The sequence below is a fragment of the Rhodococcus sp. MSC1_016 genome (genome assembly GCF_023667485.2).
Lineage (GTDB): Bacteria > Actinomycetota > Actinomycetes > Mycobacteriales > Mycobacteriaceae > Rhodococcus_F > Rhodococcus_F oxybenzonivorans.
Genome location: NZ_JAMOZI020000001.1, coordinates 2,131,020 through 2,154,692 on the forward strand (window position 1 = coordinate 2,131,020; position 23,673 = coordinate 2,154,692).

Genomic DNA, 23,673 nt, shown 5'->3' on the forward strand with positions numbered 1-23,673 from the left:
TGGAGGAATTCATGGCTGACATCGGTGTTTTCGCCAAGAGTGCTCGCATCACGGGGTCGCCCCGCGCCGATCTGCAGGCGGAGTTGAAGGATCGGTACCAGGCCGGTGCGAGTATTCGCTCGCTCGCCCGGGAGATGGGACGTTCGTACGGGTTTGTACGGAACATGCTCGCCGAGTCGCATGTAGAGCTTCGGGGGAGGGGTGGAGCGCACCGCCGCCCGACCTGAGGGCTCCTGGGGTTCAGTCCCGGCGCCGGACCGATTCCTCGACGAGGTCGAGGACGGCGGAGAGATTGTCGCCTGCCTGTCCCGACGCGATTCGTGCGACCAGTCCGTCGAGAACGAGATCCAGATATCCGATCAGGACGTCGGTGGGCACGTCGTCACGCAGACGTCCGGCCGACTTCTGCCGTGCGAGGCGCGCCATCGTCGCCTCGGTCAGTTCAGCTGAGCGCTGTGACCAACTTCGGCGGAAATCGGCGTCGTTGCGCAGGCGGCGGGCGATCTCGAGCCGGGTGCCGAGCCAGTCGAACTGGTCGGGTTGAGCGAGCATGTCGCGCATGACCTGAACGAGGCCCTCTTGCGCGACGACGTCGGCCATCCTCGTTGCGTCCTCGTGTGCGAGCGCGAGGAACAATCCGTCCTTGTCCTTGAAGTGGTGGAAGATCGCTCCGCGCGACAGGCCGGTCACTTCTTCGAGCCTGCGGACCGTGGCACCGTCGTAACCGTATTCCGCAAAGCATCGGCGGGCGCCGTCGAGAATCTGACTGCGCCGTGCCGCGAGATGGTCTTCACTGACCTTGGGCACAGGCACCCTTCCTTCGTTTGGGTGCCTGTGAGCACTTTCGGCCGTGGGCGAGGTTACTCACGTCGTGCGCAAAGCGCTCACGACCACTCCGTCGGCAAGACGGTCGACTATCGGTGGTCGTGAGCGCTTTGTGCCTGTCTGGGCCGAAAGTGCTCACAGGCGCGGAGCGCCTAGTGCGCCTCAGCTCTTGATCATGTTGCGGAGCACGTACTGCAGGATGCCGCCGTTGCGGTAGTAGTCGGCCTCACCGGGGGTGTCGATACGAACGACAGCGTCGAAGACGACCTTTTCGCCGTTCTCACGGGTTGCCGTGACCTTGACGGTCTTCGGCGTGACACCCTCGTTGAGCTTCTCGACGCCTTCGATGTCGAAGACCTCGGTGCCGTTCAGCTTCAGCGACGCGGCGGACTCGCCGGCCGGGAACTGCAGCGGAACGACGCCCATGCCGATGAGGTTGGAGCGGTGGATGCGCTCGAACGACTCGGTGATGACGGCCTTGACGCCGAGGAGGCTGGTGCCCTTGGCCGCCCAGTCACGTGACGATCCGGAGCCGTACTCCTTGCCGCCCAGGACGACGAGTGGGATACCCGCGGCCTGGTAGTTCTGCGACGCGTCGTAGATGAAGGCCTGCGGTCCACCGTCTTGGGTGAAGTCGCGGGTGTAGCCACCGGAGACGTCGTCGAGGAGCTGGTTGCGCAGACGGATGTTCGCGAACGTTCCGCGGATCATGACCTCGTGGTTGCCGCGACGCGAACCGTAGGAGTTGTAGTCCTTACGGTCGATGCCGTTCGCGTCGAGGTACTGCGACGCCGGCGTTCCCGCCTTGATGTTGCCGGCAGGGGAGATGTGGTCCGTGGTGACCGAGTCGCCCAGGAGCGCAAGGACGCGGGCGCCCTTGATGTCGCTGACCGGGGTCGGCTCCTTCGGCATTCCGTCGAAGTACGGTGGCTTCCGCACGTAGGTGGAATCCTCGGCCCACTCGAAGGTCTTGCCTTCGGGGGTAGGCAGACCACGCCAGCGCTCGTCGCCCTTGAAGACGTCGGCGTAACCCTTGACGTACATCTCCTGGCTGATCGAGGAGTTGATCGTCTCCTGGATCTCCTGCGGGGAGGGCCAGATGTCCTTCAGGAACACGTCGTTGCCGTCGGTGTCCTGACCGAGGGCGTCGTGCTCGAAGTCGAAGTCCATGGTGCCTGCCAGCGCGTAGGCGATGACCAGCGGGGGAGACGCGAGGTAGTTCATCTTCACGTCGGGGGAGATGCGTCCCTCGAAGTTGCGGTTACCGGACAGCACGGCTGTCGCCGTCAGGTCGTTGTCCTGGATGGCCTGCGAGATCTGCTCGTCGAGCGGTCCGGAGTTACCGATGCAGGTGGCGCAGCCGTAGCCGACCAGGAAGAAGCCGAGCTTCTCGAGGTACGGCCACAGGCCCGACTTGTTGTAGTAGTCGGTGACGACCTGCGAACCGGGGGCCATGGACGTCTTGACCCAAGGCTTGGCGGACAGCCCCTTCTCGACGGCGTTGCGGGCGAGCAGTGCCGCACCGAGCATGACCGACGGGTTGGAGGTGTTGGTGCACGAGGTGATCGAGGCGATCACGACGGCACCGTGGTCGAGGACGAATTCGCCCTTCTCCTCGGAGACGACCTTGATCGGCTTGCTCGGACGTCCCTGGGACCCGTTGGCTGCGGATTGCACGTCGACGGCACCGTCGTCGGCAAACGACAGGGCGGCGGGGTCGCTCGCGGGGAACGACTCCTCGACGGCCTCGTCGAGCTGCGAGTGGCCCGTGGGGTAGTTCTCTTCCACGTAGTTGTGGATGTCCTTGCGGAACGCGGTCTTCGACTCCGACAACAGGATCCGGTCCTGCGGGCGCTTCGGGCCGGCGATGGACGGGACGACGTCACCGAGGTCGAGTTCGAGGTACTCGGAGTACTCGGGCTCACGGTCGGCGTCGTGCCACAGGCCCTGTTCCTTGGCGTAAGCCTCGACGAGCGCGAGCTGCTCGTCGGTGCGGCCGGTGAGACGGAGGTAGCTGACGGTCTCGGCGTCGATCGGGAAGATCGCGGCGGTGGAACCGAACTCCGGGCTCATGTTGCCCAGAGTTGCGCGGTTGGCGAGGGGAACCTCGGCCACACCCTTGCCGTAGAACTCGACGAACTTGCCGACGACGCCGTGCTTGCGCAGCATGTCGGTGACCGTGAGAACCACGTCGGTGGCGGTGACGCCCGGCTTGATCTCACCGGTCAGCTTGAAGCCGACGACGCGCGGGATCAGCATGGACACGGGCTGGCCCAGCATGGCCGCCTCGGCCTCGATGCCGCCGACGCCCCAGCCCAGCACGCCCAGGCCGTTGACCATGGTGGTGTGCGAGTCGGTGCCGACGCAGGTGTCGGGGTACGCCTGGCCGTTCCGGACCATGACGGTGCGTGCCAGGTGCTCGATGTTGACCTGGTGGACGATGCCCGTTCCCGGGGGGACGACCTTGAAGTCGTCGAATGCGCCCTGACCCCAGCGCAGGAACTGGTAGCGCTCACCATTGCGCTGGTATTCGATGTCGACGTTGCGCTCGAAGGCGTCGGCGCGGCCTGCGACGTCGATGATGACCGAGTGGTCGATGACCATCTCGGCGGGCGCAAGGGGGTTCACCTTGTCGGGGTCGCCGCCGAGTGCGGTGACCGCTTCGCGCATGGTGGCGAGGTCCACGATGCAGGGGACGCCGGTGAAGTCCTGCATGATCACGCGGGCAGGCGTGAACTGGATCTCGACGTTCGGCTCAGCCGACGGGTCCCAGCTCGCGATGGCGCGGATGTGGTCGGCGGTGATGTTCGCGCCGTCTTCGGTACGAAGCAGGTTCTCGGCGAGAACCTTCAGTGCATAGGGAAGTTTTTCGGTACCGGGCACGGCCGAGAGGCGGAAGATCTCGTAGGAGTTCTCACCGACCTCGAGGGTGCCTTTGGCGCCGAACGAATCAATACTCGTGCTCACGTCAGCTCCACTCGTCTATGAGGGTCGCCGCCGACGGGGCTGTGTCGACGGCTGGAGGCACTGCGGGCAGGCTGATCCGGGCGCGCTGTGGTGCTAGCGATGAACGGACTCGGCTGATACCGCGGTACCTCCGATAGTCTAACAGTACGCTTGTCCTGTGAGAATTCGGGGCGGGAAAACTCCCGTCACCTCCCGATCTCAGCAGACACCGCCGAGCCGTGCAGCCGGATGGAACGAAACATCGCCCTGTCCTCACGTAGTGTTCACGCGAGGCTCCACGTTCCTACAGCAAACCCGGATGAGAGATGTCTGCCCCAGTCGCCACCGTGCTTCCCTCCAGTGCCGCATTTCCCGCTCCGACGGCTCTGCCGTTGTCAGCGGATCTTCCGGAAGACCTCGATGTGGCGGACGTGGTCACCGATGTGTCCGATGACGGTGTCTCGGCGCCGGCCGACGAAGTGAGCGATCTCGTCGCTGTCGTCGATCGTGCCGCCGATCACGGCATCGAGCTGAGCATCGTGGTTCTGGACGCGGATCCGGAACGCGTCTCGCAACTACGCGACCTCGCGACCGAGGTCGGTCAGGAAGAAGGCGGCACCGTTCTCGTTCTGAGTCCTAGCTGGGTCGGAACGTACAGCGACTCGATCAGCCGGGTCTTGCTCGAATCAGGACAGGACCGCACCTATACCAGCGACTCGGTGGTGGCGGCCGATCAGTTCGTGGACGAGATCGTCGCGCCGGGACCCCCGTGGGCGCTGATGACGGCACTGATCATGGCCGTTGTCGCTGTCGCCGCGGCAGCGACGTTCTATGCGAAGTCACGCCGACGCGTCTCGCCGGACTCGGCGCCGCGGGACGGAAGTGGCGCCGCCGCGTCGACGTCCGCACCTGTAGAGCATCCGAACCCGTGACCGACGCATAGATTCACCTGTTCGCGGCGGCGCATTCGATCCGCTTCGGCCTCGATCGTCTCTGCCTGCACCGATGGCAGACAGCAGCCCCCGATCGTGTTCTTTCCACATTTCCGCTGGTCAAATTACCCATGTGTTATTTGTGACTAAAGTTTCCATAGAGTCCGCAAGTGTCGTACGGTGCATTTGGCGCTCTTGGGGAAGAAGTGTCGCAGGCGGTGCATTGACGTCATTGGTGACGGCAATTTTCGTGTCGATCGGTGTCGTCCGAGTCACGGAAACGATGTGGCTTGCCGGATCTCCTTCCCCCCAACGAGCACGGCGCGGCGCGCCACTTCGCGTGGAGCGCGGTTGCGTGTTCGGTGCAGAACCGAGGGAGAGAGTTGTGAAGCGACAAGCACGAGGTGGACTGGGGCACCGTGGCTTCTCCCGCAGGCGACATCGAGCTGTACGCCTCCTCATCGGGCTGGGCATCGTCGCGGCGCTGGTGGGAAGCACTCCGGGCTTGGCGGCCGCTGTTCCTCCTCCGCCGCCCAATCCGTCCGATTCCGACCTCGCCCAGGCCGGCGCTCGAGTAGCCGCGGGCGTCGGGCAGGTGAGCGATCTCATCAACCGGGTGGCTTCTGCCGACCAGCAACTCGCCCAGCTCGACAACGAGGTGGCGATCAAACGGGAAGACGTCAATCGCGCTCTCGTGGATTTGCAGAACGCGCGTGGTGCCGCCGACCTTGCGGCGCGGGTCGTCGGGGCGTCACAGCAGGCACTGCGCGACGCGGGCGCGCAGATCGAGCTCGCCCAGAAGGACTTCGACAAGTACGCACGGTCGAGCTACACCCAGGGCACCAACGTCTCGTCGATCTCGACCTATCTCGGGGCGAAGGGGCCCGGCGACGTCCTGGACCGTGCACAGGTGTTGAAGCTTCTGGCGGCGAGCCAGAACGCCGTACTCGAAGGACTGCAGAGGGCGCGGACGGAGCAGGCGAACAGGGACTCCTCGGCCCGCGAGGCGAAGCAGCAGGCGGATGTCGCAGCCAAGCAGGCCGAGACGAAGAAGTCACTCGCCGAGCAGGCCATCGCCATCGCCCGGGCGGCCTTGCAAGATCAGGCAGCCAAGAAGGCGCAGATCGAAAGCGAACGAGCATCCGCGCAGGCCCAGCTGGAAGCGGCTCGCGGCAACGTCACGGGACTGCAAGGCCAGCGTGAGGCCTACGCGGCGTGGGACGAGCAGCGGCGGGCCGAGGAAGCTCAGAGGGCAGCTGTCGCCGCGGCGGCCCGTGAGGCGGCCGCGCAGGCCGCCGCCCGGGTGGCGGCCAACGAAGCGGCGCGCGAACGCGCAGCGGCCCTCGCCGCCGGTCAGCGGGCGCATACCGCCATCGAGGAGGACTCGACCGAGGAAGGCGAGGACTACTCCGCCGACGACGAGACGTCGACCGGCGAGTACGACGAAGAGACCACGACTGACGAGTCCGACAGCGAGTCGTCAACCAGTGGCTCCGGCCTTACCGGCAGCGCCGCAATCGAGACGGTGATCGACCGGGGGCTTTCCCAGATCGGTGTCGAGTACGCGTGGGGCGGCGGTGACGAGAACGGGCCGACGAAAGGCATTCGCGACGGGGGTGTCGCCGACAGTTACGGCGATTTCAACAAGGTGGGTTTCGACTGCTCGGGTCTGATGATCTACGCCTTCGCCGGCATCGGAATTTCTTTGCCGCACTACACGGGGTATCAGTACACGGCCGGTGAACAAGTGCCCTCGGAGGAGATGCAGCGCGGCGACATGATCTTCTACGGCCCCAACGCCAGTCAGCACGTAGCCCTGTACCTCGGTGACAACGAGATGCTCGAGGCTCCGCAGTCCGGATCCACCGTCCGAATTTCGCCCGTGCGGTGGGATGGCATGACCCCCTACGCTGTGCGTATGGTCTCGTAAGCCATGGTGTCGACGAAGTAGTTCGCAGTGCGGATCGTGCTTGGTTGCGGCGGGGGTTGCTTGCACCTGGAATAGTTGAGCAAGTACGTGAACGGGCGGAACGATCTAGGTGAAAGCGGTGGATTCTTGGTGACCTCACGTGATGATGCGGTATCGGAGGGCGCAGCCCGGAAGGAGACGCTCGCGAAAGCGTCGCCGGACGGAGTGAAGAATGGTGGCACGGCCAATGGGTCGGGCCCCCAGACCGCTCCCGGCGCGGCGAGTGCATCCGTGCAGAACGCCGCCCCGAAGACTGCGGCAAACGCCGTCGCGCCCAGCCTCGCCGCGGACGTTCAGACGTTGGAACGCGCGATTTACGAGGTCAAGCGGGTGATCGTGGGTCAGGACCGGCTGGTGGAGCGAATCCTCGTCGGTCTGCTCGCCAAGGGGCATGTGCTCCTCGAAGGTGTGCCGGGCGTCGCGAAGACGCTCGCCGTCGAGACGTTCGCGAAGGTGGTCGGCGGTTCCTTCTCGCGCGTCCAGTTCACGCCCGACCTCGTGCCCACCGACCTCATCGGTACGCGCATCTACCGGCAGGGCCGGGAGGAATTCGACACCGAACTCGGTCCGGTCGTCGCCAATTTCGTACTCGCCGACGAGATCAACCGGGCGCCTGCGAAGGTGCAGTCGGCCCTTCTCGAGGTCATGGCGGAGCGGCACGTTTCGATCGGTGGCAAGCGGTACCACATGCCGGACCCCTTCCTGGTGATGGCCACCCAGAACCCGATCGAGAACGAGGGTGTCTATCCGCTGCCGGAGGCGCAGCGCGACCGGTTCCTGTTCAAGATTCTCGTCGACTACCCCTCGGTGGAGGAGGAACGCGAAATCGTCTACCGCATGGGTGTCGCGGCGCCGGAGCCGCAACAGGTACTCGATCCCGAGGAATTGGTCCGTCTGCAGAAGGTGGCCAGTGGTGTGTTCGTGCATCATGCGCTCGTCGACTACGTCGTCCGGGTAATCGCGGCCACCCGTACCCCGGCACAGTTCGGCCTCGCCGATGTCGACGGCTGGATCGCGTACGGAGCGTCGCCCCGTGCCACTCTCGGCATCATCTCGTCGGCGCGCGCACTGGCACTTCTGCGGGGGCGTGACTACGTCGTGCCGCAGGACGTTCTGGAGGTCATTCCGGACGTGCTGCGTCACCGCCTCGTTCTGTCCTACGACGCCCTGGCTGACGAGGTGTCCCCGGACGACGTCATCTCACGGGTTCTGCAGACCGTGGGGCTCCCGCAGATCGCCGCTCAGCCCACCGCGCAGGTCGCTCCGGCCGGGCATCCCGGACCCGGTCCGGTTGCGTCGGTGCCCGGACCGACGGCAATGAGCCAGCCACGGTGAGTGCGCGTACTGCCGGCGCGCAGAGCGCCGGCCCACCGCCGTCCTTTCGTTCCGGCGAGCTGCGCGACCCGAAACTGTCCGCCGCGCTGCGAACCTTGGAGCTCACCGTTCGTCGACGCCTCGACGGGGTACTGCACGGGGATCATCTCGGTCTGATTCCCGGGCCGGGCTCCGAGCCGGGTGATGCCCGCGAATACCAGCCCGGCGACGACGTCCGCCAGATGGACTGGTCGGTCACCGCACGGACCACGCATCCGCATGTTCGCCAGTCGGTGGCCGACCGCGAACTCGAGACGTGGATGGTGATCGACCTGTCCTCGAGCCTCGACTTCGGCACGGCCGGGTGCGAGAAACGGGACCTCGCCGTGGCCGCTGCTGCGGCTGTCACCCACTTGACCAGTGGTGGGGGCAACCGGGTCGGTGCCATCGTGGCCACCGGTGCACAGACCACCCGCATCCCTGCACGCGGTGGCCGCATTCACGCCCAGGCCATGTTGCGGCAGATCGCGACCACCCCGCACGCCCCGGACGGTGTCCGGGGCGACTTGCAGAGCGCGGTGGAGTCGCTGCGCCGGCCTCAGCGGCGCCGGGGCCTCGCCGTCGTCATCAGCGACTTTCTGGGGCCGATCGACTGGGAACGGTCACTGCGGGCAATCTCGGGTCGCCATGACGTCCTCGGCGTGGAGGTGCTCGATCCGCGAGATCTGGAACTACCCGACATAGGGGATGTAGTGCTGCACGATCCGGAGTCCGGACGGACCCGCGAATTCTCGATCACACCGCAGCTGCGCGCCGATTTCGCGCGGGCCGCGGAAGAACATCGCCTGCAGGTGCAGCAATCGTTGCGACGTTGCGGCGCACCGGTGCTCAGTCTGCGGACGGACCGGGACTGGATCGCGGACGTCGTCCGGTTCGTCTCGGCGCGTAAGCACAGTTTCGGAACCGCGACGACGCAGAGGGCTCGCCGGTGAGCCTTTCTCAATTCACCTCGCCCTGGTGGCTGCTTTTCCTCCTCGTCGTGGCTGCGTTGGTGGCCGGGTACGTGTGGGTGCAGCGGCAACGGCACAAGCACACCCTGCGGTTCACGAACTTCGCGTTGCTCGAGAAGGTGGCGCCGTCCAGACCGGGCCGCATTCGCCACGTTCCGGCGTTGCTGATGGTGCTGGCGCTGGTGTTCTTCAGCGTCGCGCTCGCCGGACCCACCGAGGACAAACGGGTTCCGCGTAACCGGGCCACCGTGATTCTCGTCATCGACGTCTCGCTCTCGATGAAGGCAACCGATGTGGAACCGACCCGGTTGGCCGCCGCCCAGGATGCGGCGAAGTCGTTCGCCGACGGCCTGACCCCGGGCATCAACCTGGGTCTCGTCGCCTTCGCGGGTACGGCGTCGGTGCTCGTCTCGCCGACGACCAATCGGGAAGCGACAAAGGTTGCCATCGACAATCTGCAGTTGAGTGAGCGCACCGCGACGGGGGAGGCGATCTTCACGTCGCTGCAGTCGATCGAGACGTTGGCAGCGGTGCTCGGCGGCAGCGATCAGGCCCCGCCGGCCCGCATCGTGCTGCTGTCGGACGGTAAGCAGACGGTGCCCGAGAATCCGGACGATCCCCGCGGCGGATTCACTGCGGCGCGTCAGGCCAAGGAGAAGGACGTGCCGATTTCGACCATCTCCTTCGGGACCAGCTACGGCAAGGTCGAGATCGAGGACGAGCGGATTCCGGTGCCGGTCGACGACCCATCTCTGCGGGAGATCGCTTCCCTGTCCGGGGGAAGTTTCTTCACCGCGTCCAGCCTCGAGGAGTTGCGTGACGTCTACGACACCCTCGAGGAACAGATCGGATTCGAGACCACCCGCGGCGATGCCAGCCGGCCCTGGCTGGTGCTCGGGGTCCTGTCGGCGACCGCCGGGCTGATCCTTGCACTTGTTCTGCGTCAACGCCTGCCCTGACGTTCCATTCGGACCGGCGTTTTCTTCCAGCGATTTCGAACAGATAGGTTGTTCCCCATGTCTAACCCAGAATCTACTGACTCGTCGGTAAGGACGGTGTCCTCTCCTCGCTCGGTGCTGGTCACCGGCGGTAACCGCGGGATCGGTCTCGCCGTCGCGCAGCGTCTCGCGGCGGACGGCCACAAGGTCGCCGTCACTCACCGCGGTTCGGGTGCGCCCGACGGGCTCTTCGCCGTTCAGTGCGACGTCACCGACGCCGAGTCGATCGATCGCGCCTTCAAGGAAGTGGAAGAGCATCAGGGTCCGGTAGAGGTACTGGTCGCGAACGCGGGGATCACGGACGACACCCTCATCATGCGGATGTCGGAGGAGCAGTTCACGAGCGTCGTGGACGCCAACCTCACCGGCGCGTTCCGGGTCGCCAAGCGGGCTACCCGGTCGATGCTGCGGGCGCGTTGGGGCCGTTTCGTGTTCCTGGGTTCCGTCGTCGGTCTCGCGGGCGGACCCGGCCAGGTGAACTATGCGGCCTCCAAGGCCGGTGTGGTCGGCATCGCGCGGTCCCTCACCCGCGAGTTGGGTTCTCGATCGATCACCGCAAATGTGGTCGCCCCGGGGTTCATCGACACCGACATGACGGCAGCGATGGAGGACAAGTACCGGGACATGGCCGTGCAGGCCATCCCGCTGCAGCGCGTCGGCCAGCCGGAGGACGTGGCCGCGGTGGTCAGCTTCCTGGCGTCCGACGATTCGGCCTACGTGTCCGGCGCGGTCATCCCCGTCGACGGCGGCCTGGGCATGGGTCACTGACCCACCCACTTCACTTCCCGGACTTTTCCTACAGGAGGACACCTCATGGGCGGATTGCTCGAAGGTAAGACCATTCTCGTCACCGGCATCATCACCGACGCGTCCATCGCCTTTCACGTGGCGAAGGTGGCGCAGGAGCAGGGCGCGAAGGTGATCATCACCGGGTTCGACCGTCTCCGGTTGATCGACCGCATCGCGCAACGCCTGCCGCAGCCGGTGCCGCCGGCCGTCGAACTGAACGTGCAGGACCCCGCTCACCTCGAGTCGCTCGCCGACCGGGTTCGCGAACTCGCCCCGGAGGGCATCGACGGTGTGGTGCACTCCATCGCCTTTGCGCCGCGGTCCTGCCTGGGCAGCCCGTTCTTCGATGCACCATGGTCGGACGTCGGGGTCGCATTCGAGGTGTCCGCCTACTCGTACGCGTCGGTGGCGAAGGCGCTGCTTCCTGTGCTGAACGACGGCGCTTCGATCGTCGGCATGGATTTCGACCCGGCGCGCGCCGTGCCGTTCTACAACTGGATGGGTGTGGCGAAGGCGACGCTCGAGTCGGTCAACCGCTATGTGGCCAAGGAGGTGGGCGAGCGCGGGATTCGCTCCAACCTGGTCGCCGCAGGACCGATCAAGACGCTCGCCGCCAAGGCGATCGCCGGCACCGCCACCGGACCGGCCGAAGAGATGAACAAGCTGAACACCGCCTGGTCCGAGCGGGCGCCGATCGGCTGGAACGTCGACGATCCGGAGCCGGTCGCGAAGACCGTGTGCACCGTCCTGTCCGACTGGCTGCCCGGCACCACGGCGTCGATCATCTACGTCGACGGCGGCGCCCACGCGATGGCCGGATAACAGGACCCGCAGTAAGGGTCACCGACGGCAGCGCGCAGGATTGGCACCATGGTCCAGAAACGGGAAACACAGTTCGATGCCCTTCTCGTGTTGTCGTTCGGCGGTCCCGAGAAGCCTGAGGACGTGCGCCCCTTTCTCGAGAATGTGACCCGGGGAAGGGGAGTGCCACCGGAGCGGCTAGACGCGGTGGCCGAGCACTACCTTCACTTCGGCGGTGTGTCGCCGATCAACGCGCTCAATCGCGACATCATCGCCCGGGTCGAGGCGGCGCTGTCCGAAGCCGGTGTCGATCTGCCCGTCTATTTCGGGAACCGCAACTGGCATCCGATGGTCGAGGACACGGTGGCGCAGATGGCTGCGGACGGTGTCCGGTCGGCATTGGTGTTTCCCACGTCCGCGTGGGGCGGGTATTCGGGTTGCCGTCAGTATCACGAGGACATCGCGCGGGCGCGCGCCGCCTTCGGGGACGCGGCACCTCACTTGGTGAAACTGCGCCAGTACTATGACCATCCCCTCCTGATCGACGCGTTCGCCGATGCAGTGCGGGAGGCGACCACGCAGCTTCCGGCCGAAACCCGCGCCGGCGCCCGTCTGGTCTTCACGGCGCATTCGGTACCTGCCGCCGCGGATGCCAACGCCGGCCCTCCCGATGAGGGCGGCAATCTGTACAGCAGGCAGGTGGCCGAGGCGGCGCGCCTGATCGCGCACGCCGCCGGCTTCGGCGACTTCGACCTGGTGTGGCAGTCCCGGTCCGGCCCACCCCAGGTGCCGTGGCTCGAGCCGGATATTTGTGATCACCTCGAGGCTCTGGCCGCCCAGGAAGTGCGTTCGGTCATCAATTGCCCCGTGGGTTTCGTCTCGGACCATCTCGAGGTCGTGTGGGACCTCGACACCGAGGCCCGCGAAAGGGCGGCCGACGTGGGTATCGACTTCGTGCGCGCGGCCACTCCGGGTACGGATCCTCGTTTCGCTGAACTCGTGCTGGAGCTGATGGGCGAGCACCTCGACGGTAGACAGGCCCGGCGTCTCGGTACCGAACCGCTCCTCGGTTCCACTTCCGACGGCAGGTCCTGTGCTGCCGACTGCTGCAAGGCCATGGTCAGGCCGGCCGGGCGTCCCGCGCACACGCATTGATTGCGGCGGTTCGGGCCGAACGCACGGCGGAACGCAGTGGGCGAAGCAGGTCCTCGAGGGAGGCTGCGGCCGATGCGGTGACGGTCCGGGCCGGCGCCATCTGCTCGGCGACGGTGAGGATGGCGGCCACCTGATCCGCGGAGTCCAGGATTCGGAGGGCGCGGGCCGGGATGGTGGCCGGGTACCGGTGCAGCGCCGACTCGGCCAACGCATCCGCGATGAGGGCACGCGGGTCGGCGCCGAAGCCGGAATCGAGCATGTGCAGGGTTTCGAGCGCTGCCGCGGCGTCGCGCACCGTTTCCCGCATGGTGAACTCGGCCTCGCCGAGACCGGTGTGATGAGCGTCGACGGGGAGCTGTTCGAGGCAGGAGACGGTCCAGCGCAGCACGTCGGGTCCTTCCACGTGGGGTACCAGACCCGTCCCGGGACGGCCCTGGGGCCCGATGAGGATGCCTTCGCCGGCACTGACCGCTGCGGCCGCGAAGGTGGTTCCCGCGGGAATGCCGCGCACGTCGCCCGGGCCGGGTAGAACGAGCCGGATCTCGGTGTCCGGCTCGGAGACGGCGCGGCGGATCGTCTGCAACAACGCCGCGGCACCCCGGTCCTGCGGGTCGGGCCAGGGCAGGCCGGTGCGGCCGGCCGTCACATGGTCACCCGCGCAGACCAGATGCATCGGCGCCCACGCATGCAGTGCGTCGATGACGTCGTCGGGTGCACTGTTCCCGGCGAGCCAGGCACTGGCCCACACGGTGAGAGTGGCGCTGGGTGAAGTCACGATAAACGAGCATATGTCGGCGTGGCGGGGTGTGTGTAACGGCACCTCTGGCATAGCGTCAGCGCCCGTGAGCGGAGGCGACAGATACGGCGACATCTTTTCCGGACACCCGCGGACCAGGAAGCCGGTGACGCCCACGGTGGCCGCCGAACGCGATCTGGTGGTCGAGGACGCGGGCACCGGGTTCTGCGGGGCGGTGGTGGGGTTCGAGCGAACCTACGACGGTGACTTCGTCCGGCTGGAGGACGGAGCGCGGCGTACCCGGTTGTTCGCGATGCGCGAAGCCGCCTTCCTGATCGACGGGAAGCCGGTCACGTTGGTGCGGCCCGCGGCGAAACCGGCCGGGCCCGCGCGAACGAGGTCCGCATCGGGATCGACCAAAGTCGAAGGGCTGCGGGCCCGCACCGCGCTGGCCAGCCGGATCTGGGTGGAGGGCGTCCACGACGCGGCACTCGTCGAGCGGGTGTGGGGCCACGACCTGCGCGTCGAGGGTGTCGTCGTCGAGCATCTCGAGGGCTTGGACAATCTCGCGGAACGGCTGGCAGAGTTCCGGCCCGGGCCCGGCCGGCGTGTCGGCGTTCTGGTCGACCATCTGGTGACCGGGTCGAAGGAAACACAGCTGACGAAGGGACTCGGCCCGAATGTGCTCGTGACGGGGCATCCCTTCATCGACGTGTGGGAGGCGGTGCGCCCCAGCGCGGTCGGGATCGAGGCATGGCCGAAGATCCCGCGCGGTGAGGACTGGAAGACCGGGGTGTGCCGCGAGCTGGGCTGGGGCACGCCGCGCGACGGCTGGCGTCGGGTCTATTCGGCGGTCGACAGTTTCCGTGACCTCGAAGCCCCGCTGATCGGGGCGGTCGAACAGCTGGTCGACTTCGTCACCGCCTCACACCCGGGTTCTGGTTAGATGGTGTTGTGGCTGCATTGATTTGGCTGGTAGCGGGTGTCCTGCTCGCTGCAGCGGAAGCATTGACGGGGGACTTCTTCCTCCTCATGCTGGCCGGGGGTGCTCTCGCCACGGCGGGGGTCACCGCAGTCACCGACTTCCCGGTGTGGGTCGATGCGGTGTTGTTCGGCGTTCTGTCTCTCGTGCTGATCCTCGGAGTGCGGCCGGTGTTGTTGCGTAAGTTCGCGACCCCGCCGTCGACGCCGATGGGGATCGAGGCGCTCACCGGAAAACAGGCGCTGGTTCTCGAGGAAGTCGCGGAGCACGCGGGACAGATCAAGCTCGGCGGTGACGTGTGGACTGCGCGGCCGCTCGACAGCACCGAGGTATATCCACCGGGAACGACCGTGACGGTGATGCAAATAGACGGCGCTACCGCCGTCGTGTGGAGGGGACCGTAGATGGCAGCACTCATCGTGTTGGTCGTGCTCGTATTGTTCGTCGCCCTGGTGGTGGCCAAATCGGTGGCACTGGTGCCGCAGGCCGAGGCCGCAGTGATCGAGCGGCTCGGCCGGTATTCGAGGACGGTGTCGGGACAGCTGACGTTCCTCATCCCGTTCGCGGACCGCATCCGGGCCAAGGTGGATCTGCGCGAGCGCGTGGTGTCGTTCCCGCCGCAGCCGGTGATCACCCAGGACAACCTGACCCTGTCCATCGACACGGTGGTGTACTTCCAGGTCACCAACCCGCAGGCCGCGGTGTACGAGATCAGCAACTACATCGTCGGTGTCGAGCAGTTGACCACCACCACGCTCCGCAACGTCGTCGGTGGCATGACTCTGGAAGAGACGCTGACGTCGCGGGACTCGATCAACGGGCAGCTACGGGGTGTGCTCGACGAGGCCACCGGCCGATGGGGGCTTCGGGTGGCCCGAGTCGAGCTCAAGAGTATCGATCCGCCACCCTCGATTCAGGAGTCGATGGAAAAGCAGATGAAGGCTGACCGCGAGAAGCGGGCCACCATTCTGACCGCCGAGGGACACCGCGAGTCGGCCATCAAGACCGCCGAGGGCGACAAGCAGTCCCGCATCCTCGCCGCGGAGGGCGCCAAGCAGGCGTCGATCCTCACCGCCGAGGGGGAGCGGCAGTCCCGGATCTTGCGCGCCCAGGGTGAACGGGCGGCCAAATACCTTCAGGCGCAGGGTCAGGCGAAGGCCATCGAGAAGGTGTTCGCCGCGATCAAGGCGGGCAAACCAACCCCCGAGCTGCTGGCGTACCAGTATCTGCAGACGCTGCCGCAGATGGCGCAGGGCGACGCGAACAAGGTGTGGTTGGTGCCCAGCGACTTCGGCGACGCGCTCAAGGGATTCGCGAAGACCCTCGGAGCTCAGGGCCAGGACGGCGTGTTCCGGTACGAGCCGTCCACGGCGGACGAGGATCTACCGAAGCCGGAGGACGACTCCGACGAGGTCGCCGAGTGGTTCGAAACCAAGTCCGACCCGGCCATTGCCCAGGCGGTGCGCGCCGCAGAGGTGGAGGCGCGTCAGCCCGTCGACGGTCCGCTCACGAAGATTGGTGGGGCCGAGGAACATTCGCTCGGGTCGAGTGCGGCGCCGGGACAGCTTCCGCCGCCGGTGCCGCCGCAGGATCGGTGACCTCGGGCGGACCGGACCCCGGGGTGTCGCTCAGCCCGATGCGGGCATGCACCCACCGCAGCGGGCGCGGCGCCCACCAGTTCAGGTCGCCGGCGATCTGCATGAACGCCGGTACCAGGACACCGCGGATCAGTGTGGCATCCACGATGATGGCGAGCGCGGTGCCGATCCCGAACATCTGCATGAAGGTCAGACCGGTGGAGAACGACAGCAGCGTCACGGTGAGCAGTGCGGCCGCGCTGGTGACGATGCGACCGACGCGGCCGAGTCCCTCGATGGTCGCCTCGGTGGTATTCGCGCCGGTGTCGTGGGCTTCCTTGATGCGGCTGAGTAGGAAGATTTCATAGTCCACGGACAGCGCGAAGGCGATGCAGCACAACAGCACCACCATGCCGATGTTCAATGGGGCGGGTGTCGCGCCGGTGAGCCAGGCGAGGTGGCCGTCCTGGAACACCCACACCATCGCACCCACGACGGCCGACAGGGTGAACACGTTGAGCACCAACGCCTTCAGCGGCAGGATGACGCTTCCGGTGAACAAGAACAACAGCACGAAAGTCGCGACCGCCATCAGACCGATGGCCAGGGGTAGCCGGTCCATGATGGCGGTGCGGCTGTCGATGAGCGTGGCGGTGGGTCCGCCTACCGCAAGGTGGTCTCCGGTTACCGCGGGCAGCTCTCTGATCGCGCGGACCAGGTCCTGGGCGGCGTCCGACTGTGCGCCGACCGAGGGCTGCACGAGCAGGAAACCGGCCTCTCCCGCCGCGAACCGAGCGCTCTCAGGTCCCGGGCCGAGGACGAGATTCCCCTCCTCGTAGCGGCCGAATACGCCGTCTACCCGGGCGACGTCGGTCATGGTGGAGATCTCCCGGGCGAGTGGCTCGAGGGACGTTCCGTCCTGAAGGGTTGTCACCGTCACGGCGTCGGCGCCGCCGGCGGAATAGTTCTCTCGGATGTCGACGGTGACCTGGCGGGCCGCCGACCCGCTGGGCAGGGCGCGCTCGTCCGGTGTCGCATACTGCGCGTGGAGGAACGGGATTCCCAGCACCAGCAGGAGTGCGACGACGGGAAGCGCTGTTCGCACCGGTCTACGGGTGACGGCAGCCGCGGTTCGCCGCCAGAACAGCGAGTCGGACGCCGGTGTCTTCTTTCGTCGGAGCACCGTCAGCCGGTCTACCCGGGTTCCGAGCACAGCCAGCAGCGCGGGTAACACCACGACGGCGCCCAACGCCGCGACGGCGACCACCGCCATCGCGGCCAGACCGACTGATCGCAGGAAGTAGGTGGGGAACACCAGCATTCCGGTCATCGCGACCATGACTGTCGCGGCGCTGAACACGATGGTGCGCCCGGCCGTCGTCACCGTGTCGACGACCGATTTCTGCGGATCGCTGCCGGCGGCTCGTTCTTCACGAAACCGAGAGACCAGGAGCAATCCGAAGTCGATCGCCAGGCCCAGCCCGAACGCGGTGGCCACGGTGAGCGCGTACACCGAGACATCGGTGATCTGGGCGAGGCCGAAGAGCACCACCATCGTCACGAGAATCGAGATGACACCCAGGGTCAACGGCAGGAGCGCGGCCACCACGCTGCCGAACGCCACCACGAGGAGGACGAGTGTTGCCGGAACGGCGATCGATTCGGCCAGGAGGAGATCGTCGGCGACCTGCTGCTCGATGGCGTCGGCGAGGCCCAGTTTGCCGCCGGCCACCACCTCGACCGAGGGGTCGTCGGAGGGTAGTGCCTCGACGAGCGTGTGGGTGCGCCGCGCCGCGTGCTCCGGGTTGCCTCCGACGTGCAGCAGCAACAGGGCCGAGCGTCCGTCGTTGCTGCGGAGCTCGGGGGAATTCGCCACCCAGTAGGAGGCCACTTCGGTGATGTCCGGTTCCGCTGTGATCGACCGCCGCAGTTGTTGTGCCGCTGCGGTGACGTCCGGGGTGTTCACGTCGCCGCTGCGCGCCGTGACCTGGAGCACCAGATTCGGACTCGCGGTGCCGAACTCCGCCTCGAGGAATCGCTCCGCTTGCGCAGACTCGGAGCCCGGGTCGTCGAAACCGCCCACTTTCAGGTGCTCGGACACCCCCGCCCCGAAAATTGCGGACAGTACGAGGAGGGCCACCGCGACAGCCAGGACGCGGCGCGGGAAGGACACGATGAGGGTGGCGAGGCGCCTCAGCACGACGCTACCGCTTCGTCACGGCCGGTCACCGGGGCGTAGCGCCGCAGTAACGGCCGCAGCAGACGGAACAGCTGTTCGGGGGACTGCGTGAGGTAGAAGTGGTCGCCCGCGAGAATCTGTACCTCGCACGGCTGTGTGGTGTGACGGTTCCATGCGTGCAGGTCGTGTTCGTTGACGAGCGGATCGGCGTCCGCCCCGAAGAGATGCATCGGGCATGCGAGCGGTGGGTCACCGGGGTCGACGTAGTTGCAACAGACGCGCAGATCGTCGCGCACCACCGGAAGCCAGTGCCGCACCCAATCGGGCCAGTCCAGGAACTCGGGCGGCACACCACCCACATCGCGGAGGAACTGGATCAAGGTGGTGTCGTCCAGGCTGTCGACCGGCGGGAACGGTGCGGGAAGGTGCGGCGCCCCGTACCCCGACAGCAGCAGGGCCCGGGGCACAAGACGATGCCGGGATCGACGCCGGCAGGCCAGCCGATAGGCCACGAGCGCGCCCAGGCTGTGTCCGAAGAAGAGATGCGGAACCGTCAGGGCGTCGTCGAGTTCGGACTCCAGGTCGGTGAGGAGTGACTCGAGGTCGACGAATCGAGTTTCCCCGGCGCGGTCCTCCCGCCCGGGCAGCTGCACGGGCCACACCGAGGCGTAGGGATGGAGTGCACGATGCCAGGGGCGGTACATCGACGACCCGCCACCGGCGTGATGGAAGCAGAACAGGCGTAGTGCCGCGTCGGCCCCGGGCCGGTCGAGATAGCGGCTGCGCATGGCACTAGTCGCCGTCCCGGAGTGCAGCGAGTTCTTCGGCCAGGGTCTTCACCGTGTAGCGGATCTGGTCCTCGGAGTGGCATGAGGTGACGAAGAATCTCAGCCGCGCCAAATCCTCGGGCACGGCGGGATAGAGAATGGGGTTCACGTTGATCCCGCGCTCCAGCAGCCTGTTCGACAACTTCAGTGTTTTCAGCGAGTCACCGACGATGCAGGGAATGACAGGCGTGTCCCGCGTGTCACCGGTATCGATGCCGGCCTCGGTGGCCAGCGAGAGGAACAGCTGCGCATTGTGTCGCAGAAGGTCGAGCACCTCCGGCTGGGCGCGCATCTGACGAATCGCTGCCAGCGACGCCGCGGCGTTCATAGGTGTCATGCCGACGCTGTAGACGAAGCCGGGGGTGGTGTACTTGAGGAACTGGATCAGCTCGGAACTCCCGGCGACGTATCCGCCGCAGCCGGCCAAGGCTTTCGACATGGTGCCGGACCACAACTCGACATCACCGCGGTCGACGCCGAAATGTTCGCCGACACCGCCGCCGGTTGCCCCGAGCACCCCGATGCTGTGCGCCTCGTCGATCATCATCAGCGCCTGATGCTTCTTCTTCACCGCGATCATGGCCGGAAGGTCGGGGATATCGCCGTCCTGGCTGTACACGCCCTCGATGAGGATGAGGACCCGCCGGTACTGCGGACGGATCGCGGTGAGCAGGGCGTCGAGCGCGTCGTGGTCGTTGTGGGGGAACGGGCGGCGTGTGGCGCCGGACAGTGTGCAGCCCTGCAGGATGCTGTCGTGCGCCAGGCTGTCGTGAATGACGAGGTCACCTTGACCGACGAGGTGCCCGATCACGGTCACGTTGGTGGCGTGCCCACTGACCAGGACGATGGCGTCCTCGGTGCCGAGTAGTGCGGCGAGTTCGGTCTCGAGCTCGCGGTGGACCGGCTTGTCACCGGAGAGCAGCCGGCTGGCCGAGCACGAGCTGCCGTAGCGGGCGACGGCGTCCTGTACGGCGGCGACCACGGCGGGATGGCCGGACATGCCGAGGTAGTTGTAGCTCGAGAAGTTGAGAACTTCGTTCCCGCCGATGATCGAGGTGTCGCGGGTGACCCCGTCGTTGATCAGGAAGTAGGGGTTGGTGACGCCGAACCCTTCGGTCATGGTCAGGCGCTCGGAAAGTGCCTTGACCTCAGGGAAGTCGGCGATGCGGTACTCGGGCCGGACCATGCGGGGGGCGGTTGCGGGGCCCGCCGATGCCACCGCAGGTTCGGGAGTCGGGGCAGCGGCCGGCGACGTTGCGGGTTGCAATCGCGTGGTCACGTGGTCGATCAGGTCGCCGAGGGTCGTCGACGGCGAGAACCACTCCGGGTCGATGACGAGTTCCGGGAAGGTTCGTCTCAGCCCGCTGAAGAGGTCGGCGACCATGATCGAGTCGAATCCGAGGTCGCCGACGATGGTGTGTGCGGTCCGCAACGACCCGGCCGGGAACCCGCTGACACGCGCCGCCTCGCCGCGGATTCCCTCGGCAATCTCTCCGGAAACGCGTTCGCGGGTGGCGGTGTCGGCGTGGGGTGTCGCCGATGCGGGCGTCGAGATGCCGGCGCCGTTATGAGCGACGGCGGCGAGGACGGCGGCCTGCTCCCGGAACAGTGCAATCAGGTGCTCCATGGTGGAGTCCTCCGCTTTCGGTGCGTCGGTAATCGGCGTGGTGGGCGGTTGAGCGTCGGCCGCCTCGGTCGCTGTGGTCGCCCCGACAGTGGCGGAAACCGACGTCCAGAAGCGGGCGGTGGTTGCGAAGGAGTAACCGGGCAGTCGTCGGCGCACACGCGCGCCCGGTTCGTAGAGCGCATCCCAGTTCGGGTCGACACCGTCCCGGTACAGGGCAGCGACGGTGTCGGTGAGCTCGTGACCGGTGGCCGCCGGGCCGGGGCACGGTAGGAGGTACTTCGCGGCGAGTTCGGGATGAGCACGGGTGAGTATCGGCGCCAGGACCCGTGCGGGTCCCACCTCGATCAGATGCGTCGGTTCGGACGCCACCGCGGCGGCCGCCGCGTCCGCGAACTGCACGGTCGCCTCGATGTGGTCGGTCCAATAGGCGGCATCCATCGGTTCGTCCACGTCGAGTAGCCGTCCGTGCATTGTGGAGAAGATCGGGATGGTCGGTGGCCGGTAGGTGCAGCCGGCCGCGACCTCGGCGAAGGCGTCCGACACGGGCCTCATCAGCGGCGAGTGGAACGCGTGGGAGACGGCGAGAGGCCGGACCGCGAAACCCCTCCCGGCCAGAGACTTTCGAATCGCCTCGAGTGCGCCCGCCGACCCGGACAATACAAGGTCCCGTGGCCCGTTCACCGCTGCCAGCGCGACCGACGGTTCACCGGCGAGGAGATCGGCGACCTCCTCCCGGGCGGCGCGCACGGCCAGCATCGCACCACCCTCCGGCAACTGCTGCATGAGCCGCCCCCGGGCGGTGATGAGGCGGCACGCGTCGTCCAGGTCGAATACCCCGGCCAGCGCCGCGGCCGCGTATTCGCCGACGCTGTGGCCGACCAGCCACGCGGGCTCGATGCCGATCTCGGTGAGCACTCGCGCCAGCGCGTACTCCACGGCGAAGAGAGCGGGCTGCGCGAACTCGGTTCGACGGATGTCGTCGCCGCCGGCGTCGAGCAGCAGCGCGCGGACCGATCGGCCCAGATGTGGTGCCATCTGCTCGTCCACGTCCGCCAATGCGAGTCGGTACGGCGCGGACTGCTCGTGCAGCTGACGCGACATTCCCGGGTACTGTGCGCCCTGACCGGTGAAGAGCCAGCCGGTGCTCACCGGCCGTGCGGTTCCGGACGACACCCCGAGCAGGCTGGGGTCGGTCGCAAGGTTGCGCAGGGCGGACACGGCCTCGTCGCGGTTCTGTACGGGCACCGCAAGGCGGTGGCGTCCGGAGGCTTTCACCTGGTTGGAGGTCCAGCACACCCTGGCCAGTTCGGTAGCGGGGCGGTTGGCGAGATGGTCGGCGAGGACGGCGGCGTTGCGTCGCAGGCCCTCGCTGTTGTTCGACGCCAGGGTGAGTACACCGCCGCCGATGCCCACCGGGACGGCCTCGTCGGCGGGCGCGGCGGCCAGGAGCAGGTGGGCGTTGGTGCCGCCGAGCCCGAAGCTGCTGACCGCACCGTAGACGTCGCCGTCGGGCAGGCTCATGGGCTCCTTTGCGAGACGGAGCCCGTTGTCGGCCAGTCGAAGTCGAGGGTTCTCGTCCTCCGCGCAGCGGGTGGGCGGTACCACGCGGTGGTGCAGGGCCAGCGCTGCTTTGATCACCCCGGCCACCCCGGCCGCACCCTCCGTATGACCGAGGTTGCCCTTGATCGATCCGATCGCGCACGGCTGCGGGCGGGGAACGCCGTGGAGGTGACCGAGTGCCTTGATCTCGATCATGTCGCCGAGCACGGTTCCGGTGCCGTGCGCTTCGACGAACGCGACGCGGTCCGGCGTCACCCCGCCGCGCCGATAGGTTTCGCCGATGACCTGCTGTTGGGCCCACCGGTTGGGTGCGGTGATTCCGTTGCTGCGGCCGTCGTTGTTGACCGCGCTCGCCTTGATCACCGCGTAGATCGGCAACCCCTCGGCCTGCGCGTCCGCGAGGCGGCGCAGCACGAGCACTGCGGCACCTTCACCCCGGCCGATCCCGTTCGCCTTGGCGCTGAACGGTTTGCATCGTCCGTCCGGTGCCGACAGCCCGGCCTGGGTGTAGAAGACGTTCAGGGCGGGAGTGAGGGCGATATTGACGCCGCCGGCGAGCGCTTGGTCGCACTCGCCGGCTCGCAGCGCCGCGCAGGCCAGGTGGACGGCGACCAGGGACGACGAACACGCGGTGTCGACGGCGATACTCGGGCCCTCGAGGTCCAATTGATACGAGATTCGATTGGCGGTCATGAAGTAGCCGTTGCCACTTCCGAGTTGCGGCGTGATCCGCGAGAGGTCGCTCATCTGCAGATTCCACTCGTTGGCCATCACGCCGACGAATACGCCGGTGTTCGAACCGGCTTGGCCCCGCGGATCCAGGGTGGCGTCCTCGAGGGCACGCCACGCCGTCTGCAGGAGCAGGCGTTGCTGCGGGTCCATCGCCTGGGCCTCGCGGGGGGCGATGCCGAAGAACTCGTGATCGAAAGCGTCTGCGTCGCTGAGGAATCCGCCGCTACGATTGTTGATCGCGCCCGGCCCACCCGCTTCGTTGTAGAAGTCGTTCGCGTGCCATCGGTCTTCGGGGACGTCGACGATTCCGTCGCCGCCGGCCATCAACAGCCTCCAGAGCGCGTCGGCGTCCGTTGCCTGCGGGAATCGGCAGTCGAGGCCGACGATGGCGATGTCGGTCATGCGGCCCTCTCGTACCGGTCCTCGACTTCGGTGACGATGAAGACAGCCATCTCGGCGATGGTGGGGTAGTCGAATACCACAGTGGGGTCCAGTTCGAGTTCCCACTGGTCTTCGATCTCGCCGCACAGGCTCACCGCAGACACCGATTCGATTCCCAGCTCGGCGAGCGGGATGTCGGGGTCGACATTGTGCACCGGCTGCTCTGTATAGAATGCCACCCTTCGGGTGAGCCAGTCGATAGCCGGGGTGAGGTCGCGGGTGGGGTTCACGAAAGCAGGCATGGGGACGTTTCCTTGTCGGCGAGGGGCGGGG

The 23,673-nt window shown here is 66.9% G+C and carries 19 protein-coding genes; 12 read left to right on the forward strand and 7 right to left on the reverse strand.

Annotated features, from left to right (window positions below):
- Nucleotides 1-11: 11 nt before the first annotated feature.
- The gene (locus tag L1080_RS09935) at nucleotides 12-227 is read left to right on the forward strand and encodes a helix-turn-helix domain-containing protein (RefSeq protein ID WP_109335127.1); all 216 of its coding nucleotides are present in this window, start codon (nucleotides 12-14) and stop codon (nucleotides 225-227) included.
- Nucleotides 228-240: 13 nt separating this feature from the next.
- Here L1080_RS09935 and L1080_RS09940 read toward each other — a convergent pair whose 3' ends face one another.
- A complete protein-coding gene (locus tag L1080_RS09940; RefSeq protein ID WP_109330192.1) occupies nucleotides 241-807 on the reverse strand; it encodes a TetR/AcrR family transcriptional regulator in 567 nt (188 codons plus the stop codon).
- Between the two features lie 180 nt (nucleotides 808-987).
- Entirely contained in the window at nucleotides 988-3,792 is a 2,805-nt protein-coding gene (gene acnA / locus L1080_RS09945) for an aconitate hydratase AcnA (RefSeq protein ID WP_159922613.1), read from the reverse strand.
- Nucleotides 3,793-4,097: 305 nt separating this feature from the next.
- On the opposite strand from acnA, the gene L1080_RS09950 reads away from it, so the two are divergent.
- The 8 genes from L1080_RS09950 (at nucleotide 4,098) to L1080_RS09985 (ending at nucleotide 12,739) form a co-directional block, all read left to right on the forward strand.
- The gene (locus L1080_RS09950) at nucleotides 4,098-4,703 is read left to right on the forward strand and encodes an Rv1476 family membrane protein (protein WP_250773333.1); all 606 of its coding nucleotides are present in this window, start codon (nucleotides 4,098-4,100) and stop codon (nucleotides 4,701-4,703) included.
- Between the two features lie 409 nt (nucleotides 4,704-5,112).
- A complete protein-coding gene (locus L1080_RS09955; protein ID WP_250773486.1) occupies nucleotides 5,113-6,633 on the forward strand; it encodes an NlpC/P60 family protein in 1,521 nt (506 codons plus the stop codon).
- 204 nt (nucleotides 6,634-6,837) lie between these two features.
- On the forward strand, nucleotides 6,838-8,007 hold the full coding sequence (gene moxR1, locus L1080_RS09960) for a chaperone MoxR1 (protein ID WP_159927236.1): 1,170 nt from the start codon (nucleotides 6,838-6,840) through the stop codon (nucleotides 8,005-8,007).
- Nucleotides 8,004-8,978 (forward strand): DUF58 domain-containing protein, encoded by a 975-nt coding sequence (locus L1080_RS09965; RefSeq protein WP_159922608.1) that lies wholly within the window; start codon nucleotides 8,004-8,006, stop codon nucleotides 8,976-8,978. Before moxR1 ends, L1080_RS09965 begins: the two co-directional genes overlap by 4 nt.
- Complete coding sequence (locus tag L1080_RS09970) at nucleotides 8,975-9,955, forward strand: VWA domain-containing protein (protein ID WP_159922606.1); 981 nt, start codon at nucleotides 8,975-8,977, stop codon at nucleotides 9,953-9,955. Before L1080_RS09965 ends, L1080_RS09970 begins: the two co-directional genes overlap by 4 nt.
- Nucleotides 9,956-10,012: 57 nt before the next feature.
- Complete coding sequence (gene fabG1 / locus L1080_RS09975) at nucleotides 10,013-10,762, forward strand: 3-oxoacyl-ACP reductase FabG1 (protein ID WP_109330183.1); 750 nt, start codon at nucleotides 10,013-10,015, stop codon at nucleotides 10,760-10,762.
- Nucleotides 10,763-10,807: 45 nt separating this feature from the next.
- Complete coding sequence (gene inhA / locus L1080_RS09980; protein ID WP_109330181.1) at nucleotides 10,808-11,605, forward strand: NADH-dependent enoyl-ACP reductase InhA; 798 nt, start codon at nucleotides 10,808-10,810, stop codon at nucleotides 11,603-11,605.
- A gap of 48 nt (nucleotides 11,606-11,653) precedes the next feature.
- Nucleotides 11,654-12,739: a ferrochelatase gene (locus L1080_RS09985; RefSeq protein WP_159922604.1), complete on the forward strand. Its 1,086-nt coding sequence runs from the start codon at nucleotides 11,654-11,656 to the stop codon at nucleotides 12,737-12,739.
- Here L1080_RS09985 and L1080_RS09990 read toward each other — a convergent pair.
- Nucleotides 12,705-13,514, reverse strand: a complete 810-nt coding sequence (locus L1080_RS09990) for a hypothetical protein (RefSeq protein ID WP_159922602.1) — start codon at nucleotides 13,512-13,514, stop codon at nucleotides 12,705-12,707. The genes L1080_RS09985 and L1080_RS09990 overlap by 35 nt on opposite strands.
- Before the next feature lie 67 nt (nucleotides 13,515-13,581).
- Between L1080_RS09990 and L1080_RS09995 the strand changes: the two genes are divergently transcribed.
- Genes L1080_RS09995 through L1080_RS10005 form a run of 3 tightly spaced genes read left to right on the forward strand, consistent with a single transcriptional unit; the run spans nucleotide 13,582 to nucleotide 16,055 of the window.
- Complete coding sequence (locus tag L1080_RS09995; protein WP_159922600.1) at nucleotides 13,582-14,421, forward strand: DUF3097 domain-containing protein; 840 nt, start codon at nucleotides 13,582-13,584, stop codon at nucleotides 14,419-14,421.
- Between the two features lie 8 nt (nucleotides 14,422-14,429).
- Nucleotides 14,430-14,861, forward strand: coding sequence for an NfeD family protein (locus tag L1080_RS10000; protein WP_159922598.1), 432 nt, complete (start codon nucleotides 14,430-14,432; stop codon nucleotides 14,859-14,861).
- Nucleotides 14,862-16,055: an SPFH domain-containing protein gene (locus L1080_RS10005; protein ID WP_159922596.1), complete on the forward strand. Its 1,194-nt coding sequence runs from the start codon at nucleotides 14,862-14,864 to the stop codon at nucleotides 16,053-16,055.
- On the opposite strand, the gene L1080_RS10010 is transcribed toward L1080_RS10005, so the two are convergent.
- The 4 genes from L1080_RS10010 to L1080_RS10025 are packed head-to-tail and all read right to left on the reverse strand — an operon-like array spanning nucleotide 15,964 to nucleotide 23,642.
- Entirely contained in the window at nucleotides 15,964-18,234 is a 2,271-nt protein-coding gene (locus L1080_RS10010) for an MMPL family transporter (protein WP_159922594.1), read from the reverse strand. The two genes, L1080_RS10005 and L1080_RS10010, sit on opposite strands and share 92 nt — an antisense overlap.
- A complete protein-coding gene (locus L1080_RS10015; protein WP_159922592.1) occupies nucleotides 18,228-19,001 on the reverse strand; it encodes a thioesterase II family protein in 774 nt (257 codons plus the stop codon). Before L1080_RS10015 ends, L1080_RS10010 begins: the two co-directional genes overlap by 7 nt.
- A 4-nt stretch (nucleotides 19,002-19,005) precedes the next feature.
- Nucleotides 19,006-23,361 carry a type I polyketide synthase gene (locus L1080_RS10020; protein WP_250773330.1) on the reverse strand — a complete coding sequence of 1,452 codons (4,356 nt, stop codon included), beginning with the start codon at nucleotides 23,359-23,361 and terminating at the stop codon, nucleotides 19,006-19,008.
- A complete protein-coding gene (locus L1080_RS10025) occupies nucleotides 23,358-23,642 on the reverse strand; it encodes an acyl carrier protein (RefSeq protein WP_250773320.1) in 285 nt (94 codons plus the stop codon). The genes L1080_RS10020 and L1080_RS10025 overlap by 4 nt, the downstream gene beginning before the upstream one ends.
- Between the last annotated feature and the right edge of the window lie 31 nt (nucleotides 23,643-23,673).